Source organism: Actibacterium sp. 188UL27-1, from assembly GCF_016901225.1.
Taxonomy (GTDB): Bacteria; Pseudomonadota; Alphaproteobacteria; order Rhodobacterales; family Rhodobacteraceae; genus 188UL27-1.
In genome coordinates this window covers 39982-57448 of the sequence record NZ_JAFEUL010000023.1, presented here as the reverse complement: position 1 = coordinate 57448, position 17467 = coordinate 39982, and the positions used below count along the sequence as shown (strand labels likewise).

Below are 17467 nucleotides of genomic sequence, written 5' to 3'. Positions count from 1 at the left end.
CGACAACGTGTCGTTCTCGGTTGAGCTGATCGCTCCGATCGCCATGGAAAACGGCCTGCGCTTCGCCATCCGCGAAGGCGGCCGCACCGTCGGCGCAGGCGTCGTCTCCAAAATCATCGACTAAGACAGTCTTCCCGAACGGCCCGCGATTTTGAAACCGCGGGCCGTTTGTCCCCTCGACGTGGGTCCCGGATGCGCCGGTCTCCACCTCTCAGGTTCATGCCATTTGAAGGCCAATGACAATGCAAAGCCAGAATATCCGTATCCGGCTGAAGGCGTTCGATTACCGCGTGCTGGATGCCAGCACGCAGGAAATCGTGAACACAGCTAAACGAACCGGTGCACAGGTGCGTGGGCCGATCCCGCTGCCCAATAAGATCGAGAAGTTCACCGTTTTGCGGGGACCACATATCGACAAGAAATCGCGCGACCAGTGGGAAATCCGTACCCATAAGCGTCTGCTCGACATTATTGACCCCACACCTCAGACCGTGGACGCGCTAATGAAGCTCGACCTGGCGGCCGGTGTGGACGTTCAGATCTCGGTTTAAGGAGGGCTCCATCATGTTGCGCTCTGGCGTGATCGCAAAGAAGGTGGGCATGACCCGCCTGTTCATGGAAGACGGCAAGCAGGTGCCGGTGACCGTTCTGCAGTTGGACAAGCTTCAGGTCGTGGCACAGCGCACTGCCGAAAAAGATGGCTATTCGGCGGTTCAGTTAGGTGCCGGGACGGCCAAAGCCAAACGCACCAGTCAAGCGATGCGCGGTCATTACTCCGTCGCCAAGGTGGAGCCCAAGCGTAAGGTCGCTGAGTTCCGCGTGGCCCCCGAAAACCTAATCGGTGTCGGTGAAGAGATCACCGCGAACCATTACTTCGAAGGTCAGTTCGTCGATGTTAGCGGCACCTCGATTGGTAAAGGTTTTGCGGGTGCGATGAAGCGGCACAACTTTGGCGGTCTGCGCGCCTCCCACGGTGTATCGATCAGCCACCGCTCGCATGGCTCGACCGGTCAGTGTCAGGACCCGGGCAAAGTGTTCAAGGGCAAGAAAATGGCCGGGCACATGGGTGCGGCCAAGGTGACGACGCAGAACCTGCAGGTCATTCGTACCGATGCTGACCGTGGCTTGATCATGGTGAAAGGTGCTGTACCGGGATCGAAAGGTGGCTGGGTCACGATCAAGGATGCGGTCAAGAAACCCATCCCTGAGAATGTGATTTATCCTGCCGCCCTAAGATCCGCTTCGGAAGAGGCGGAGCGTCTGGCTGCTGAAGCTGCCGCACAGGCCGAAGCTGAGGCGAAGGCCGCAGAAGAAGCTGCCGCCGCCGAAGCGGCCGCTGCTGAGGAAGCTGAATTGAAGGCCGCTGAGGCCGACATTGCAGCCGAAAAGAAGGAAGGTGACGAATGAAACTCGACGTCATCAAACTGGACGGCGGTGCCGCTGGTGAAGTGGAGCTGGGCGAAGAAATCTTTGGCCTGGAACCCCGAGCCGACATCTTGCACCGCGTTGTCCGCTGGCAACGCAACAAGGCGCAAGCTGGGACACACAAGGTCAAGACCCGGTCCGAAACTAGCTACTCTACTAAGAAGATCTACCGTCAGAAGGGTACCGGTGGCGCACGCCACGGCTCCCGGAATGCGCCGATCTTCCGTAAGGGTGGCATCTATAAAGGTCCGACCCCGCGCAGTCACGCCCATGACTTGCCCAAGAAGATCCGCAAGCTGGGTCTGAAACACGCCCTGTCGTCCAAGATCGCCACCGGCGACCTGGTCGTTATCGAGGCTGCTGAGGCCGAAGGTAAGACCGCGGCTTTGGCCAAGCAGATTAAAAGCCTGGGCTGGAAGCGTGCATTGATCATTGACGGGGCAGAGGTGAACGAAAGCTTCGCCCGTGCTGCGGCGAATATTGACGGCGTCGATGTGCTGCCATCGATGGGTGCCAACGTTTATGACATCTTGAAGCGTGACACGCTTGTGCTCACCAAGGCAGGTGTCGAAGCCTTGGAGGCTCGGTTGAAATGAGCATGAAGCCAGAACATTACGACGTGATCCGCAAGCCGGTCATTACCGAAAAGGCTACCATGGCCTCTGAGGCGAATGCGGTCGTATTTGAGGTCGCCATCGATGCCAACAAACCCCAGATCAAGGAAGCGATCGAGGGTCTGTTCGGTGTAAAGGTGAAGGCTGTCAACACCACGATCACCAAAGGCAAGGTCAAGCGGTTCCGGGGGCAACTCGGTAAGCGCAAGGATACCAAAAAGGCTTACGTTACGCTCGAGGAGGGCAACACGATTGACGTAACCACCGGGCTTTAATAGCTAAACCTCTCGGACGGCCCTCTTCGCGGGGCCGCTCGCATTTTACGAATGGACCATAGGGTCCAAAGCAACCACCAGCCGGGCTCACCCGGCGCTGAGAAACGGAAGACAGAAAGCATGGCACTCAAGTCGTACAAACCGACGACGCCAGGCCAGCGTGGGCTGGTTCTGATCGACCGTTCGGAGCTTTGGAAAGGTCGCCCCGTCAAATCCCTCACCGAGGGTTTGACGAAAAAGGGTGGTCGGAACAATACCGGACGGATTACCGCACGCCGCCGCGGCGGTGGTGCGAAGCGTCTCTATCGTATCGTTGATTTCAAGCGTACCAAGCGCGACATGGCCGGTACCGTCGAGCGGATCGAGTATGATCCCAACCGGACGGCCTTTATCGCCCTGATCCGCTATGAGGATGGTGAGCAGAACTACATCCTGGCTCCGCAGCGCCTTGCCGTTGGTGATCAGGTCATTTCTGCCACACGGGCGGACGTCAAGCCGGGCAATGCGATGCCCTTCTCCGGCCTGCCTATCGGGACAATCGTTCATAACATTGAGCTCAAGCCGGGCAAAGGTGGGCAGATCGCCCGCGCTGCCGGCACTTATGCGCAGTTCGTGGGCCGCGATGGTGGCTATGCCCAGATCCGCCTCAGTTCAGGCGAACTGCGCCTGGTCCGTCAGGAATGCATGTGTACTGTCGGTGCCGTCTCGAACCCCGACAACAGCAACCAAAACTATGGTAAAGCGGGCCGCATGCGCCACAAGGGCATCCGCCCCTCTGTGCGTGGTGTCGTCATGAACCCCATTGACCACCCCCATGGCGGTGGAGAAGGCCGCACATCGGGTGGTCGCCACCCTGTTACGCCTTGGGGTAAGCCCACGAAGGGGGCTCGCACCCGGAACAAGAACAAAGCGTCGCAAAAGCTGATCATTCGCTCGCGTCACGCCAAGAAGAAGGGGCGCTAATAGATGTCGCGTTCTGTTTGGAAGGGGCCTTTTGTTGACGCTTATGTGCTCAAGAAAGCCGAAAAAGCACGGGAATCGAGCCGTAACGAGGTCATCAAGATCTGGTCGCGCCGCTCGACCATTCTGCCGCAATTCGTTGGGCTGACCTTTGGTGTCTATAACGGCCAGAAGCATATCCCTGTGAACGTGTCCGAGGACATGATTGGTCAGAAATTTGGCGAATATTCCCCGACCCGCACGTATTACGGCCACGCAGCCGATAAAAAAGCGAAGAGGAAATAAGCCATGGGTAAGGACAAAAATCCCCGCCGCGTGGCTGAGAACGAAGCGATGGCCAAGACGCGCATGCTGAAGACCAGCCCGCAAAAACTGAACCTTCTGGCGCAAATGATCCGTGGCAAGAAGGTTGACAAGGCGTTGACCGATCTCACCTTTTCGAAGAAGCGCGTTGCCATTGACGTTAAGAAATGTCTGCAATCGGCGATCGCCAATGCAGAGAACAACCACAACCTGGATGTCGACGAGCTGATCGTGGCAGAGGCCTGGGTCGGCAAGAACTTGACCATGAAGCGCGGGCGTCCCCGGGCGCGAGGCCGGTTTGGTCGTATCATCAAGCCATTCGCCGAGATCACGATAAAGGTCCGCCAGGTCGAGGAGCAAGCCTAATGGGACATAAAGTCAATCCGATCGGCATGCGCTTGCAGGTGAACCGCACCTGGGACAGCCGCTGGTACGCCGACACCAAGGATTACGGGGACCTTCTGCTGGAAGACCTTAAGATCCGTTCTTTCATTGAAACCGAGTGCAAGCAGGCTGGGATCAGCCGCGTGATTATCGAGCGTCCGCACAAAAAGTGCCGTGTCACCGTTCACACTGCGCGCCCCGGCGTCATTATCGGTAAGAAAGGTGCGGATATCGAAGGTCTGCGCAAGAAACTTGCCAGCATGACCGATAGCGAACTGCACTTGAACATCGTCGAAGTTCGCAAGCCGGAGTTGGACGCGGCTCTGGTTGCCGAAAGCATCGCGCAGCAGTTGGAGCGTCGCGTTTCGTTCCGCCGCGCCATGAAACGGTCGGTCCAGAACGCCATGCGCATGGGGGCCCTTGGTATCCGTGTTAACGTGGCGGGCCGTTTGGGTGGGGCAGAGATTGCCCGGACCGAATGGTACCGCGAGGGCCGCGTGCCCCTGCATACTTTGCGGGCTGATATCGACTATGCCACCGCTGAGGGTTTGACCGCCTACGGCATCATTGGGATCAAGGTCTGGATCTTCAAAGGCGAGATCATGGAACACGATCCGGCAGCCCGTGACCGCAAGGCCCAGGAACTGCAGGACGGTCCCGCCCCGCGTGGCGCTGGCGGCGGTCGCCGCGACCGCGACCGGTAAGGAGACAAAGCAATGCTTCAGCCAAAGCGCACAAAATTCCGCAAGATGCACAAAGGCCGGATCCATGGCGAGGCTAAGGGTGGCAGCACTCTGACCTTCGGTACCTATGGTTTGAAGGCCACGCAGCCCGAGCGGGTCACAGCCCGGCAGATCGAAGCCGCCCGCCGGGCCATGACGCGTCATATGAAACGTCAGGGTCGGGTCTGGATCCGGATCTTCCCCGATCTGCCGGTCACCTCAAAGCCTGTCGAGGTGCGGATGGGTAAAGGTAAAGGTTCGGTCGATTACTGGGCGTGCAAGGTAAAGCCTGGCCGCGTTATGTTCGAGATCGACGGAGTGTCCGAGGCCGTCGCGCGTGAAGCTCTGCGCCTTGCCGCGATGAAATTGCCCGTCAAGACACGCACGGTTATTCGCGAAGACTGGTAAATTGGGTGGTGCGTCAGCAGGCCCATTATGGCCTTGCTGAAGTAACGCAAACCATTATCTGCATTCTGTCGTTAGATCCCGTCCAGCAGTGGGCGGGATTTTTCTTTCTCAGTCGAGTGGCGCCGTTTTCGGCTATGCGTCCCCAAAGATGCGGATCATCTGCGCGTCAAAACGTGCCCATGTCATGGTCGCCTTGTTGCCCGCATAGCCGTTGTAATGAGATTTGCCAGATGAATTGGGAAGGCCTGCCCAGATCTTGGCCAAGCCATTCATGAACTGGCGGCGGTTCAATTCCCCGGAACGGAACTTTGACAAGCCAGCCTGTTGCAACAGGACATGGGCAAGTTGATCTTGGACGGCCGGTGAAAAGCGTTGGTTGCGATCGATGCCAAGTTGGGTGACCAGATAATCCAGTGTCTTTGGGATGAACTGATACCGGCCTATCGCATGGGGTTGGCGCGGTGTGGCTTTGATCCAGGCAAAGATCTCAGCAATTGTCATTTGTGTCGGCGGCTTGGAGGGCTTTATCCGCGCTCCGTATTGCACAGCGTCATAGCCAAGGGGCCCGGCCTCCGCCGTGGCGATCAGATCCAAGAGCAGGGCCTGTTGCCCACCAAATGCGGATCGTGAAAGATCCGGCACGATCACGACTGCAGGCTCCGCTTTTGGCACGATCGGCGCAAAGAGCCTGGCATCGGGGGAAAAGAGGCTGGCCGATGCAACCTCGCCAGACCGGGACCTGACGCCCCCGATCAAGGGTGTCGCCCCGGATCCGGATGCTGCGGCAAACAGGGATGCCTGTTGCGCATTGATCGGGAAAGGCATCAACCATAGCAACAAGAGTAGGCAGCAAAGCCGGGCCATTCTAGCCTCATGTCAAACACATTACCCGGTCCTCATGACACAAAGCTCTTAACATCCTGTCCGCCTCTATTCCCATTTATAGTTAAAACTTACTGATATCCGATCTTGCTCGGCCATGTTCATGGGCACTTCATGGCGCAGCCAGCTTTCCCACAACAGCACATCACCCACATTCGGTTGAACATATAGAAATTGCCGCAACTCAGCTCGGGCACTGGCGATCCGGGGCGGGGCTGCCATCATCATGGCAAGCCGGGGATCCTCGAACTTGATCGCGGATGTCCCTTCGGGCATCGCGACATAGGTCGTGCCGCTAATTACGGAATGCGGATGAATATGGGCCGTGTGGATGCCTCCTTCGGGCAGGATATTAATCCAGATATCTTCCAGTTGAAGGGTCTTGTCACCCAGATCAAATTGCAGATCGCCCGCGAAATCCGCGACATGGGCATCGAGCGCTGCCACCAGATCCTTAAAAATGGGAAAGCGCCAAGGCAGATCGCTCAGCGAGGCATAGCTGGTATAGCCCGGAAATTCATTCTGAACGCACCAGTCCTGTCCGGCCTCATCATCCTCGGCGATGGTCAGGCAGGAGGTTTCAAGCTCGCTCCCGTCAATAGCAGGGTCAAATTCCGACAAGGCGGCGCGATAAAGGCGGGTGGCAAACAGTGAGGCGATCTGTGACATGCCATAGGTCTTATCGTATTTTGGGTCGCGCCGGAATCCCGGATCTGTCGCTACAAACAACCCGTCTGCGCAATCCCGCAGACCATCTTCGGATCGCCTTGCAACATGCTTGATCAAAACGAAAACCCATAATAGCGTTATTTCATCATTGCTAAGGTATGGGCCAGATGCACCTGCGGGAATGGATGTCGAGACGATATTCGATGGCTCTCCTGCTCGCAGGGAAACGGTCCCGAGGGTTTTTCATTCCTTATCCCCATGCCGCGTCGGTGCCATCAACGGTCCCGACCTATCCTGCGGTAGAAGCGCTGTTCGAGGACAAGCGCCCGGATCTATTGAAATCGTTGCAATCCTTCACGGCCTACTTGCCTGATCTGCAGGCCGGTATCGATGATAGTGCCATCCCTTGGGAAGAGGCGGGGATGTTTCCCAAGCTTGACGTATTGGTGGCCTATTGTCTGGTCCGGCAGATCGCCCCGAACCGCATTCTTGAGATCGGATCGGGCGCATCCAGTCATGTGATGGCACGCGCCCTAAGCGACAATGGACAAGGTGAATTGGTCTGTATCGATCCCAAACCCCGCCGCAGCTTGGAAGGTGCCGGGGCCCGGTTCATTGAGAGGATCCTCAGTTCGGATGACATAACCTTGTTGGAGGATTTTCAGGCCGGTGACATCTTATTCATCGACTCCAGTCATTTGATGTTGCCTGGTATGGATGTCGACATCCAGTTCAACCGGATGTTTCCGGAATTACCCTCCGGCAGTATCGTACAGGTCCACGATATCTTCCTGCCGGATACATATCCGCAAACATGGTTCCACCGCTACTATTCAGAGCAGAATGCGTTGATTGGATGGATCCTGTCCGGCTATTTCGACGTTCTGTTTCCCTGCTATCACGCGGCCACGCGGATGGAGGCCGACTTGCGCGAGCATCTTGGCGATCTTGTTCCTCGTGATTTCCGTCGCAACGCCGGCAGTATCTGGTTGCGCAGACGTTAAGTTCACCCGCGCGACGCCGGCACACATCAAAATGTAACTGATTTGTAACGGAATTTGCACAAGCAGGTCTTGTCTAGGGCCTAACCCGTTCCCATTTCTCGAAATTATCAAGTTATACGCAGAAGAAGAACGTGCTTAGAAAGCTCGCCCATTACAGCAAACCCACCATGTTGCCGCGGACCTTGCGCACAAGGTTGCCCCAGAAATCGATGCGCGACATCGTAAATCGCTATAAATACGGTCGATGGTTTCCATCCTCCGACTCGCCGATTTTTGTGTCTCCTGCAAAGATCAGTTCGACTTATGACCACACGACCAGTGGATTTCGGTTGCGCCGGCGGGACAGCGGGCGCGTGATTGGTGGTGATTGGGATTTGCACAGGGTGCATCTGGCCCGGTCTCCGAAATTTGAAAGTTGCCGACTGCACTTTCTTGAAGGAGTGCCATGGTCTGAGACGCCAATCTATGCGGAACTCATGAAACAGATCGCGGCGGGCGAACGCCCTGACGACCTGCGATCTGAGGCAGATGTCGCAGCGCGATATGCGCGCCTTGATCAGATGTTCGAAGAGACGCTGGCGCGCGGTCGTTTTTTGCTCCGACGGCATTTGCCGGAATGCTTTCGGGACGAACATGGCGGCGTCCTGATACATATTGGCCGCGATGGAACATGCCTGCGCAGCGGCGGTGGGATCCATCGCATGGCCATCGCAAAGATATTGAACCTGCCCGAAATGCCTGCGCAGATTGGCGCCATCCATCCTGACGCTATACGGGATGGTCATCTTCAGCGGTTGATGGTGTCACGTCTGGACCCGGGTGCCGGTCGCGGCAGCGACCAACCCGGGGCCACGACGTAACGTCCTGATTTAAAGGGGCCAGCGTGGCAACAAATCTGTTGCCAAGACGGGGACTACAACCTATCCAGCGCATTCTAAGAAGATCTCCACCAGAATCGCGGTAACCTGATGGGCCGTCTGGTGATTGTTGAAAGGATATAGGCGATGGACGCCAAAGACCTGCGGGAGAAAACGCCCGACCAGCTCCGCGAGGAGTTGACCAACCTCAAGAAAGAGGCATTCAATCTGCGTTTTCAGCAGGCCACGAATGCCATGGAAAACACCGCACGCATGCGCACGGTTCGCCGTGACACGGCCCGCGTGCTGACCATCCTCAACGAAAAAGCCGCCCAAGCGGCCCAGCAGGAGGCCTGATCCATGCCAAAGCGTATTCTTCAAGGCACCGTCACCTCCGACAAGAACGACCAGACCGTGACCGTTTCGGTCGAGCGTCGCTTCCGCCACCCGGTTCTGAAAAAGACGATCCGAAGCTCCAAGAAATACCGCGCACATGACGCGCAAAACAAGTTCAAGACCGGCGACACGGTCCGTATTCAGGAATGTGCGCCCGTCTCCAAATCCAAACGCTGGGAGGTGTTGACCGCCCAGTAGGGCAGTTACCACCACCCGGTTTGATCGAAACCCTGGGGCAAATAGTCCCCACAGGTCGGGAGCAACCAAATGATCCAGATGCAGACCAATCTGGATGTCGCTGACAATTCCGGCGCACGCCGTGTTCAGTGCATCAAGGTCCTCGGCGGTTCCAAGCGGAAATACGCGTCCGTAGGCGACATCATCGTGGTGTCGGTTAAGGAAGCCATCCCGCGGGGCCGTGTCAAAAAAGGCGACGTGCGCAAGGCCGTCGTCGTTCGGACGGCAAAAGAGGTTCGGCGTGACGATGGCACTGCCATTCGCTTTGACCGCAACGCCGCCGTCATTCTGAACAACAACAACGAACCCGTCGGCACCCGTATCTTTGGGCCCGTGGTGCGCGAACTGCGCGCCAAGAGCTTTATGAAGATCATCAGCCTAGCGCCGGAGGTGCTGTAAGATGGCCGCTAAACTCAAAAAAGGCGACAAGGTCGTCGTTTTGACTGGTAAGGATAAGGGGAAGACGGGGGAAATCTCTCTCGTCGATCCGAAATCCGGCAAGGCCGTGGTTGACGGGCTGAATATCTCTGTCCGTCACGTGCGTCAGAGTCAGAACAATCAAGGCGGCCGCCAGCCCAAGGCGATGCCGATTGACCTCAGCAACCTCGCCTTCGTCGACGCCAACGGCAAAGCCACCCGTGTGGGTTTCCGCATGACCGACGAAGGCAAGAAGGTCCGCTTTGCCAAATCAACGGGGGACGTGATCGATGCTTGATGCTGCAGACTACACACCTCGCTTGCGGACGGTTTATCATGACACGATCCGTGGCGCGATGAAGGAAGAGTTCGATTATAAGAACGACATGATGATCCCACGCCTTGATAAGGTCGTGTTGAATATCGGTGCCGGTGCCGAAAGCGTGCGCGACAGCAAAAAGGCCAAATCGGCCCAGGCTGACCTGACCGCGATCGCTGGCCAGCAGGCCGTTATCACCAAGGCCAAGAAATCCATCGCCGGTTTCCGCGTGCGTGAAGGCATGCCGCTGGGAACCAAGGTGACCCTGCGCGGCGACCGTATGTTCGAATTTATGGACCGTCTGATCACCATCGCTATGCCCCGCATCCGTGACTTCCGCGGCGTGTCGGGCAAGTCTTTCGATGGCCGTGGCAACTATGCCATGGGGATCAAGGAACATATTGTCTTCCCTGAGATCGAATATGACAAGGTCGATGAGGTCTGGGGCATGGACATCATCATCTGCACCACCGCTGATAATGACGCGGAAGCCAAAGCGCTGTTGAAGCATTTCAACATGCCGTTCAACAGCTGAGAAGGGCGACAGACATGGCTAAGAAAGCAATGATCGAACGCGAAAAGAAGCGGCAGAAGCTCGTGGACAAATACGCCACCAAGCGTGCGGCGCTCAAAGAGATCGCGAATGACGAAACCAAACCGATGGAAGAGCGGTTCAAGGCCCGGCTCAAGCTGGCCCAATTGCCCCGGAACTCCTCGGCCACGCGTCTACACAACCGGTGCCAACTGACCGGTCGTCCCAAGGCGTATTACCGTAAACTCAAAATGTCGCGGATCGCGCTGCGTGATCTGGCCTCTGCTGGTCAGATCCCCGGCATGGTCAAGTCAAGCTGGTAAGGGAGGGTACGACACATGAATGATCCTCTGGGCGATATGCTCACCCGTATCCGGAACGCACAGATGCGTGGAAAGTCCACCGTGCGCACCCCGGCCTCCAAGCTGCGGGCGCGTGTTCTGGATGTGCTGACCGATGAAGGCTACATCCGCGGATATGAGTCCATGGCCGACACGCAGCACCCTGAGATCGAGATCAGCCTGAAATACTATGAAGGCATCCCGGTCATTCGCGAAGTCAAGCGCGTCTCAAAGCCCGGCCGCCGGGTTTACATGGGCGTCAGCGACATCCCCCAGGTCCGCCAGGGTCTGGGCGTTTCCATCGTCTCCACGTCCAAGGGCGTGATGTCGGATGCCAATGCACGCACTGCCAATGTCGGCGGTGAAGTGCTATGCACCGTATTCTAAGGAGAGAGTCAGATGTCTCGAATTGGAAAAAGACCGGTCGATCTGCCGTCGGGTGTTGAGGCCAAGATCTCGGGCCAGACGGTTGAGGTGAAGGGGCCAAAAGGCACCCGCAGCTTTACCGCCACCGATGACGTGACCCTCGCGGTCGAAGATAACGTCATCACCATCAATCCGCGTGGCAATTCCAAGCGGGCCCGCCAGCAATGGGGCATGAGCCGCACCATGGTCGCCAATCTGGTGACCGGCGTGACCGCCGGTTTCAAGAAAGAGTTGGAGATCCAGGGTGTCGGCTACCGGGCGCAGATGCAGGGCAACACCCTGAAGCTGAGCCTGGGCCTGTCCCACGAGGTCAATTTTGACGTCCCCGAGGGCGTCACCGTGACCTGCCCCAAGCAGACCGAGGTCATCATCGAAGGCTCTGACGAGCAGTTGGTGGGCCAGGTCGCTGCAAACATTCGCGAATGGCGCAAGCCGGAGCCCTACAAAGGCAAAGGCATCCGCTACAAAGGCGAGTTCATCTTCCGCAAGGAAGGCAAGAAGAAGTAAGGACGCCGCAATGGCAAACAGCAAACGAGACCTGTTTCTGAAACGCCGCCTGCGCGTTCGGAACAAGCTGCGCAAAACAAACGACGGGCGTGTGCGTCTGTCCGTCCACCGCAGCAACAGAAATATCAGCGTTCAGCTGATCGACGATGTGAAGGGCGTGACCCTTGCATCCGCCTCGTCGCTTGAGAAAGATCTGGGCGTGATCGGCAAAAACAATGTCGAGGTCGCCACAAAAGTGGGTGAGGCGATTGCTGAACGCGCCAAGAAGGCCGGTGTCGAAAACTGCTATTTCGACCGTGGCGGTTTCCTTTTTCACGGGAAGGTCAAGGCGCTTGCCGATGCCGCCCGCGAAGGTGGTCTTAAGTTTTAAGTGGGGTGGCGGGGTGAAACCCGCATTACCATACCTTGCGGGTGGCATCGCAACCACCCCGATGATCCGGGGGCTTTGGCCCACCGCGATTGAACAAATCAGCAGGCAATGGCCTGCGAACCGATAGGAGCCGATATGGCAGAACGTGAAAACAGAGGCCGCGGACGCGGGCGCGACCGGGACGAGACCCCGGAATTTGCCGACCGCCTGGTGGCCATCAACCGTGTGTCCAAGACCGTGAAGGGTGGTAAGCGTTTCGGCTTTGCCGCACTCGTTGTCGTGGGCGACCAGAAAGGCCGCGTCGGTTTCGGCAAAGGTAAAGCCAAAGAAGTGCCCGAAGCGATCCGCAAGGCAACCGAGCAAGCCAAACGTCAGATGATCCGCGTACCGTTGCGCGAAGGGCGCACGCTGCACCACGACATTGCCGGTCGCCACGGCGCAGGTCGCGTCGTGATGCGGACGGCTCCGCAGGGTACGGGCATCATCGCCGGTGGTCCCATGCGCGCCGTGTTCGAAATGTTGGGCGTTCAGGACGTGGTGGCCAAATCCATCGGCACCCAGAACCCCTATAACATGATCCGCGCCACCATTGACGGGCTGACCAACGAATCCAGCCCGCGTATGGTCGCCCAGCGTCGTGGCAAGAAGGTCGCCGACATTCTGCCAAAGCGCGACGAGGCCCCCGCTACAACGCCCGAGGCTGAAGCCCCGGCCGAGGCCGGCGCGTAAGGAGACTGATCCATGGCAAAAACAATCGTCGTCAAGCAGATCGGCTCCCCGATCCGCCGCCCGGAAAAGCAGCGCCAGACACTGATCGGTCTGGGCCTGAACAAGATGCACAAGACCCGCGAGTTAGAGGACACGCCTTCCGTCCGCGGCATGGTCAACAAGATTCCCCACCTCGTCGAAATCATCGAAGAGCGCGGGTAATTTTACCAAATATTGATCAAAAGGCCGCTGTGAAGCGGCCTTTTTCTATTCGGTGACAGCGTAAGAGTTTTGATCCCGCCTGACAGCATTGCCCTAGTGGCGACGAGTTTTGGCATCTTCCTCCGTGGTGTATCTCGTGATCGATCGTCAGGTATATGATTGGGTCAGTTTCAATCACACCTGCTTGCACTGGCAGACTGACACCAAACATCACCAAAGCAATTGCGCATCTCTTCGTGTCCGTATCGTAGTCATTTAGGATTTCGTAATTCCGGTGAATGCGCAATAGGGCAGAGAGCCCCGATAGATTTGCCAATTGCTTCAACCCAAAGACCAATGGACTGTGGAGTTTGGATAAAACTGAGAATTTTAAGGCTTGCGGTCCGGCGAAAACGCGGAATTCTCTTTTATTGATCCAATCACCAGGCAACCTAGAGTTTGGCGGAGGGCGCGGACCAGATCATCGACCGTCTCGGTGGAGACGAACATCCCACCGGTCTGGTCGGCCAGGCATTTCGCGACGGTGGCGCCTCCGCCATAGGTTTTGGCCTCGGGGCTGTTCCAACTGAACGGATCATTGAAGACGCGAAACCCGATGACATGGACCTTCAGGTGATAGCTCTCTGCCGCCAGTTGCGCGCCCAGGGCGCAGGGGCGGCCGCCGCAGGTCTCGTTCCCGTCGGTGATTAGAACCACGATCGCCGGTTCGCGGTGGTAATCCAGCGCTTCCGCCGCTTGCGCGACTGAGGCGGCGAGCGGGGTCAAGCCGCCGGGCACCAGCGCATCCACTTCTGCGACGATGGCATCTGCCGCATCGGGGGCGGGGGGCAGCCTCAGATCGATCCCTGAACAGCTATCCGCGCCGCCTGGCCCGTAAACCAGCAATCCCACATCCCGGAACGGCGTGATATCTGGCAGGGCGCGGCGCAGGGCCTTGCGCGCCTCCACGATGCGGGTGTCGTCTTCCATGCGCACCGTCACCTCAGACATTGAGGCGGATCCGTCGAAGACCAGCATCGCGTTCTCGGCACAGCCCGCCGCCATCAAGCTAGGCGCGGCCATCAATAACGTTGCGGCAGAGAGAAGGAGTTTTCGTATCATGACACTGCCAGACTTGCACCAAAGGCCGCCCGGGTCTATACGCCGCCGGTGGTCTTGCGATAAGGCCCCGAGTCAACCAACACCATGCCGTGGTCGCCCAATTCGCTTCGGGGGCGTATCCGGCCCAGGAGAAGCGCTATGAAATTGCACGACCTCAGCCCGGCAGAGGGCTCGACCAAAACCAAGAAACGCGTGGGCCGCGGCCCCGGCTCCGGCAAGGGTAAGACCGCCGGGCGTGGTATCAAAGGCCAGAAATCCCGCTCGGGCGTGGCGATCAACGGATATGAAGGCGGCCAGATGCCGCTTTACCAGCGCTTGCCAAAGCGTGGCTTCAACAAGCCAAATCGCAAGCAATGGGCGGTAATCAATCTCGGGATCCTCCAGAAATTCATCGATGCGGGCAAGATCGATGCGGGCACCGCCATCACCGAAGATGTGCTGGTCGCCTCGGGCCTTGTCCGTCGCAAACTTGATGGTGTGCGCGTCCTTGCCAAGGGTGAGATCACGTCGAAGGTCGATCTGACTGTCGCGGGCGCCTCTGCTGCTGCCATACAGATGGTGGAAAAGGTGGGCGGTTCCCTCTCGGTCACGACTGCGTCGAAAGCCGAATAAAAGGTTGTGGGTGGCGGATCCGCTGCCTACATCGAATTCAAAGGTTTCCCGCGCCGCCGGACCTGATCCCAGGACCGGCGGCGCGTGTATATAAAGGGGCACGCTAGATGGCATCCGCAGCAGAGCAAATGGCCGCCAACATCAGTTGGGGCGCATTGGGCAAGGCAACCGAACTGCGCCAGCGCATCTTTTTCACTATCGGTTTGCTGATCGTCTATCGTCTGGGCACGTTCATCCCTGTGCCCGGCATCGAAGGCGATGCACTGCGAACCTTCATGGAAGACGCGGCCAGCGGCATCGGTGGCATATTGTCCGTGTTTACCGGCGGTGCCTTGGCGCGGATGGGCATCTTCGCTCTCGGGATCATGCCCTACATCTCGGCCTCGATCATCGTACAGCTGATGACGGCGATGGTGCCCCAGTTGGAACAGCTCAAGAAAGAAGGCGAACAGGGCCGCAAGAAGATCACTCAGTACACGCGCTACGGCACTGTTCTTTTGGCGACATTCCAGTCCTACGGGCTTGCGGTCGGGTTGCAGAACGGCTCGGTTGGTGGCCTGCCATTCGTGACTGATCCCGGCTGGTTCTTCATCACGTCCTGCGTGATAACCCTGGTCGGTGGCACCATGTTCCTGATGTGGCTCGGGGAGCAGATCACCGCCCGCGGTATCGGCAACGGCATCTCGTTGATCATATTTGTGGGCATCATCGCCGAACTTCCCGCCGCATTTGCGCAGTTCTTTGAACAGGGCCGCACCGGTGCACTGGCCACCCCCGTGGTGCTGGGCGTCGTTGTGATGTTGCTTGTGACCCTGACAGTGGTGGTCTTCATGGAGCGCAGCTTGCGCAAGATCCATATCCAGTATCCGCGCCGTCAGGTGGGCATGAAGGTCTATGATGGGGGCTCCAGCCATTTGCCGATCAAGGTAAACCCGGCCGGTGTGATCCCTGCGATCTTTGCTAGCTCACTGCTATTGCTGCCCACGACCATCGGTACGTTCTCAGGCGGCCAATCCGGCCCGGTCATGTCCACGATCCTCGCCTATTTCGGGCCAGGACAGCCCCTTTATCTGCTGTTCTTTGGTGGTATGATCGTATTTTTCACGTATTTCTATACGTTCAACGTGTCCTTCAAGACGGAGGATGTGGCCGATAACCTCAAGAACCAGAACGGGTTTATCCCCGGAATCCGTCCCGGCAAGCGAACCGCCGAATACCTGGATTACGTCGTTAACCGCATCCTGGTCCTGGGCTCAATCTATCTTGCCATCGTGTGCCTGCTGCCGGAAATGGTGCGCGCCAACCTGGCCATCACGGCCTATTTCGGCGGCACATCAATCCTGATCATCGTCTCCGTCGGCATGGACACGATCCAGCAAGTGCAATCGCACCTCTTGGCACATCAATACGAAGGCCTTATTGAAAAGTCTCAGCTTCGCGGGAAAAAGCGGGGTGCGAAAAAAGGGACAGCGCGACGATGAACATTATCCTCCTGGGCCCACCGGGCGCCGGCAAAGGCACGCAGGCGCGGATTTTGGAAGAGGCCCGGGGGATGACGCAACTCTCCACCGGGGACATGCTCCGCGAGGCCCGCACCAGCGGGACAACGATGGGCGATAAGGTTGCAGCCATCATGGATGCGGGCGGATTGGTCACCGACGAAATCGTGATCGGTCTGATCGAAGAAAAGCTGACCGGGGATCAAAACGGTGGCTTCATCTTTGATGGCTTTCCGCGTACGCTCGCCCAAGCAGATGTGCTTGGGGATCTGCTGAAACGACAGGGTCAGACGCTGGATGCCGTTGTTCAGATGCAGGTCGATGATGAGGCGTTGGTAGCGCGCATCGTCGCCAGATCCACCTGCGCCCATTGCGGCGAGGTTTATAACGACCTGACCAAACCCATCCCCGATGATGGCAAATGCTCCAATTGCGGCGGGACAGAGTTCAAACGTCGTGCGGATGACAATGAAGAGAGCCTGCGCACCCGGTTGATGGAATACTACAAAAAGACATCGCCGCTCATCGGTTATTACTACGCCAAAGGTGATCTCAAAGCGGTCGATGGTATGGGCGATGTCGCTGATGTCGGCCAGCAGATCACCAAGGCGCTGGACAGCTGATATTCCGGACGGATCTGGCCCTGTGTGACCGGCGAAAACCACATCGCGACGAAAGTTCTTGACAAAAGGTTAATCTGGCGATCTCGCCCTTGACGCTTTGTTTAAATTTGCCTAATTGACAGCTTCTCGACCGAGAATCGGCTGGCATGTGGCGAAGCAAAACTTGGCATTCAGACAGACGACTTTAATCGGCCCGCTGGCGCTCCGCCACGGGCCTTCGTTGTGAAAAAAGGTTCTGGCACTACGGAACCGCGACCAAAGGACATATCCACTTGGCACGTATCGCTGGGGTGAACATCCCGACTGCAAAGCGCGTTCCCATCGCGTTGACCTATATCCACGGCATCGGCAATGGCAGTGCCCGCAAAATTTGTGAGGCTGTGGGCATCGATTATTCCCGCCGTGTGAACGAACTTTCCGACGCCGAAGTGCTGGCCGTGCGTGAGCATATCGACGCCAACTTCACTGTCGAGGGCGACCTGCGCCGCGAAGTTCAGATGAACGTCAAGCGCCTGATGGATCTGGGCTGCTACCGGGGCCTGCGCCACCGCCGCAACCTGCCTGTGCGCGGTCAGCGAACCCATACCAATGCCCGCACACGCAAAGGCCCCGCAAAGGCCATTGCCGGTAAGAAGAAATAAGGGAGGCCTGATC

General features: G+C 57.8%; 29 protein-coding genes and 1 pseudogene. 27 read left to right on the top strand and 3 right to left on the bottom strand.

All coding sequences use genetic code 11. The features are described from left to right. From tuf to rplP, 10 genes and pseudogenes are all read left to right on the top strand, one after another. Positions 1-124, top strand: a pseudogene (gene tuf, locus IU397_RS20760) (elongation factor Tu); the annotation flags it as partial. 118 nt (positions 125-242) lie between these two features. Continuing rightward, a complete protein-coding gene (gene rpsJ / locus IU397_RS20755) occupies positions 243-551 on the top strand; it encodes a 30S ribosomal protein S10 (protein WP_074258233.1) in 309 nt (102 codons plus the stop codon). Positions 552-564: 13 nt separating this feature from the next. Then, positions 565-1407: a 50S ribosomal protein L3 gene (gene rplC, locus IU397_RS20750; RefSeq protein ID WP_204417347.1), complete on the top strand. Its 843-nt coding sequence runs from the start codon at positions 565-567 to the stop codon at positions 1405-1407. Then, the gene (gene rplD, locus IU397_RS20745; protein ID WP_204417346.1) at positions 1404-2021 is read left to right on the top strand and encodes a 50S ribosomal protein L4; all 618 of its coding nucleotides are present in this window, start codon (positions 1404-1406) and stop codon (positions 2019-2021) included. The genes rplC and rplD overlap by 4 nt, the downstream gene beginning before the upstream one ends. After that, on the top strand, positions 2018-2314 hold the full coding sequence (locus IU397_RS20740) for a 50S ribosomal protein L23 (protein WP_204417345.1): 297 nt from the start codon (positions 2018-2020) through the stop codon (positions 2312-2314). The genes rplD and IU397_RS20740 overlap by 4 nt, the downstream gene beginning before the upstream one ends. Positions 2315-2434: 120 nt before the next feature. Continuing rightward, entirely contained in the window at positions 2435-3277 is an 843-nt protein-coding gene (gene rplB, locus IU397_RS20735; RefSeq protein WP_204417344.1) for a 50S ribosomal protein L2, read from the top strand. A gap of 3 nt (positions 3278-3280) precedes the next feature. After that, the gene (rpsS, locus tag IU397_RS20730) at positions 3281-3559 is read left to right on the top strand and encodes a 30S ribosomal protein S19 (RefSeq protein WP_204417343.1); all 279 of its coding nucleotides are present in this window, start codon (positions 3281-3283) and stop codon (positions 3557-3559) included. 3 nt (positions 3560-3562) lie between these two features. After that, entirely contained in the window at positions 3563-3943 is a 381-nt protein-coding gene (gene rplV / locus IU397_RS20725) for a 50S ribosomal protein L22 (RefSeq protein ID WP_204417342.1), read from the top strand. Then, entirely contained in the window at positions 3943-4665 is a 723-nt protein-coding gene (gene rpsC, locus IU397_RS20720; protein WP_204417340.1) for a 30S ribosomal protein S3, read from the top strand. Before rplV ends, rpsC begins: the two co-directional genes overlap by 1 nt. A 12-nt stretch (positions 4666-4677) precedes the next feature. After that, positions 4678-5091 carry a 50S ribosomal protein L16 gene (gene rplP / locus IU397_RS20715; RefSeq protein WP_204417339.1) on the top strand — a complete coding sequence of 138 codons (414 nt, stop codon included), beginning with the start codon at positions 4678-4680 and terminating at the stop codon, positions 5089-5091. A gap of 132 nt (positions 5092-5223) precedes the next feature. Here the strand turns inward: rplP and IU397_RS20710 are convergent, their stop codons facing one another. Continuing rightward, positions 5224-5955, bottom strand: a complete 732-nt coding sequence (locus IU397_RS20710) for a hypothetical protein (RefSeq protein ID WP_204417332.1) — start codon at positions 5953-5955, stop codon at positions 5224-5226. Between the two features lie 66 nt (positions 5956-6021). Next, complete coding sequence (locus IU397_RS20705; protein ID WP_204417331.1) at positions 6022-6642, bottom strand: TIGR02466 family protein; 621 nt, start codon at positions 6640-6642, stop codon at positions 6022-6024. A 203-nt stretch (positions 6643-6845) separates the two neighbouring features. On the opposite strand from IU397_RS20705, the gene IU397_RS20700 reads away from it, so the two are divergent. The 13 genes from IU397_RS20700 (at position 6846) to rpmD (ending at position 12978) form a co-directional block, all read left to right on the top strand. Then, entirely contained in the window at positions 6846-7646 is an 801-nt protein-coding gene (locus IU397_RS20700) for a class I SAM-dependent methyltransferase (RefSeq protein WP_204417330.1), read from the top strand. 476 nt (positions 7647-8122) lie between these two features. Beyond that, a complete protein-coding gene (locus tag IU397_RS23465; RefSeq protein ID WP_239479954.1) occupies positions 8123-8506 on the top strand; it encodes a hypothetical protein in 384 nt (127 codons plus the stop codon). A 144-nt stretch (positions 8507-8650) separates the two neighbouring features. Next, positions 8651-8860 (top strand): 50S ribosomal protein L29, encoded by a 210-nt coding sequence (rpmC, locus tag IU397_RS20690; protein WP_204417329.1) that lies wholly within the window; start codon positions 8651-8653, stop codon positions 8858-8860. Between the two features lie 3 nt (positions 8861-8863). Next, positions 8864-9097: a 30S ribosomal protein S17 gene (rpsQ, locus tag IU397_RS20685; RefSeq protein WP_204417327.1), complete on the top strand. Its 234-nt coding sequence runs from the start codon at positions 8864-8866 to the stop codon at positions 9095-9097. Between the two features lie 69 nt (positions 9098-9166). Further along, positions 9167-9535 (top strand): 50S ribosomal protein L14, encoded by a 369-nt coding sequence (gene rplN, locus IU397_RS20680; RefSeq protein ID WP_204417326.1) that lies wholly within the window; start codon positions 9167-9169, stop codon positions 9533-9535. Between the two features lies 1 nt (position 9536). After that, the gene (rplX, locus tag IU397_RS20675; protein ID WP_204417325.1) at positions 9537-9851 is read left to right on the top strand and encodes a 50S ribosomal protein L24; all 315 of its coding nucleotides are present in this window, start codon (positions 9537-9539) and stop codon (positions 9849-9851) included. Then, positions 9844-10407: a 50S ribosomal protein L5 gene (rplE, locus tag IU397_RS20670; RefSeq protein ID WP_204417324.1), complete on the top strand. Its 564-nt coding sequence runs from the start codon at positions 9844-9846 to the stop codon at positions 10405-10407. Before rplX ends, rplE begins: the two co-directional genes overlap by 8 nt. A gap of 14 nt (positions 10408-10421) precedes the next feature. Next, the gene (gene rpsN, locus IU397_RS20665) at positions 10422-10727 is read left to right on the top strand and encodes a 30S ribosomal protein S14 (protein WP_204417323.1); all 306 of its coding nucleotides are present in this window, start codon (positions 10422-10424) and stop codon (positions 10725-10727) included. 15 nt (positions 10728-10742) lie between these two features. Next, positions 10743-11132, top strand: coding sequence for a 30S ribosomal protein S8 (gene rpsH / locus IU397_RS20660; RefSeq protein WP_204417321.1), 390 nt, complete (start codon positions 10743-10745; stop codon positions 11130-11132). A gap of 12 nt (positions 11133-11144) precedes the next feature. After that, a complete protein-coding gene (gene rplF / locus IU397_RS20655; RefSeq protein ID WP_204417319.1) occupies positions 11145-11678 on the top strand; it encodes a 50S ribosomal protein L6 in 534 nt (177 codons plus the stop codon). A gap of 10 nt (positions 11679-11688) precedes the next feature. Beyond that, positions 11689-12048 carry a 50S ribosomal protein L18 gene (gene rplR, locus IU397_RS20650; protein WP_204417317.1) on the top strand — a complete coding sequence of 120 codons (360 nt, stop codon included), beginning with the start codon at positions 11689-11691 and terminating at the stop codon, positions 12046-12048. A gap of 135 nt (positions 12049-12183) precedes the next feature. Continuing rightward, entirely contained in the window at positions 12184-12777 is a 594-nt protein-coding gene (gene rpsE, locus IU397_RS20645; RefSeq protein ID WP_204417315.1) for a 30S ribosomal protein S5, read from the top strand. A 12-nt stretch (positions 12778-12789) separates the two neighbouring features. Continuing rightward, positions 12790-12978: a 50S ribosomal protein L30 gene (rpmD, locus tag IU397_RS20640; protein WP_204417313.1), complete on the top strand. Its 189-nt coding sequence runs from the start codon at positions 12790-12792 to the stop codon at positions 12976-12978. A 369-nt stretch (positions 12979-13347) separates the two neighbouring features. On the opposite strand, the gene IU397_RS20635 is transcribed toward rpmD, so the two are convergent. Next, entirely contained in the window at positions 13348-14079 is a 732-nt protein-coding gene (locus tag IU397_RS20635; protein ID WP_239479953.1) for a VWA domain-containing protein, read from the bottom strand. 138 nt (positions 14080-14217) lie between these two features. Between IU397_RS20635 and rplO the strand changes: the two genes are divergently transcribed. The 4 genes from rplO to rpsM all read left to right on the top strand — a co-directional run bounded on the left by rplO (position 14218) and on the right by rpsM (position 17454). Further along, the gene (gene rplO / locus IU397_RS20630; RefSeq protein ID WP_204417311.1) at positions 14218-14691 is read left to right on the top strand and encodes a 50S ribosomal protein L15; all 474 of its coding nucleotides are present in this window, start codon (positions 14218-14220) and stop codon (positions 14689-14691) included. 107 nt (positions 14692-14798) lie between these two features. Next, positions 14799-16172, top strand: coding sequence for a preprotein translocase subunit SecY (secY, locus tag IU397_RS20625; protein ID WP_204417309.1), 1374 nt, complete (start codon positions 14799-14801; stop codon positions 16170-16172). Further along, positions 16169-16813, top strand: coding sequence for an adenylate kinase (locus IU397_RS20620; protein ID WP_204417307.1), 645 nt, complete (start codon positions 16169-16171; stop codon positions 16811-16813). Before secY ends, IU397_RS20620 begins: the two co-directional genes overlap by 4 nt. Positions 16814-17085: 272 nt before the next feature. Beyond that, complete coding sequence (gene rpsM / locus IU397_RS20615; protein WP_204417305.1) at positions 17086-17454, top strand: 30S ribosomal protein S13; 369 nt, start codon at positions 17086-17088, stop codon at positions 17452-17454. The last annotated feature ends 13 nt before the right edge of the window (positions 17455-17467 follow it).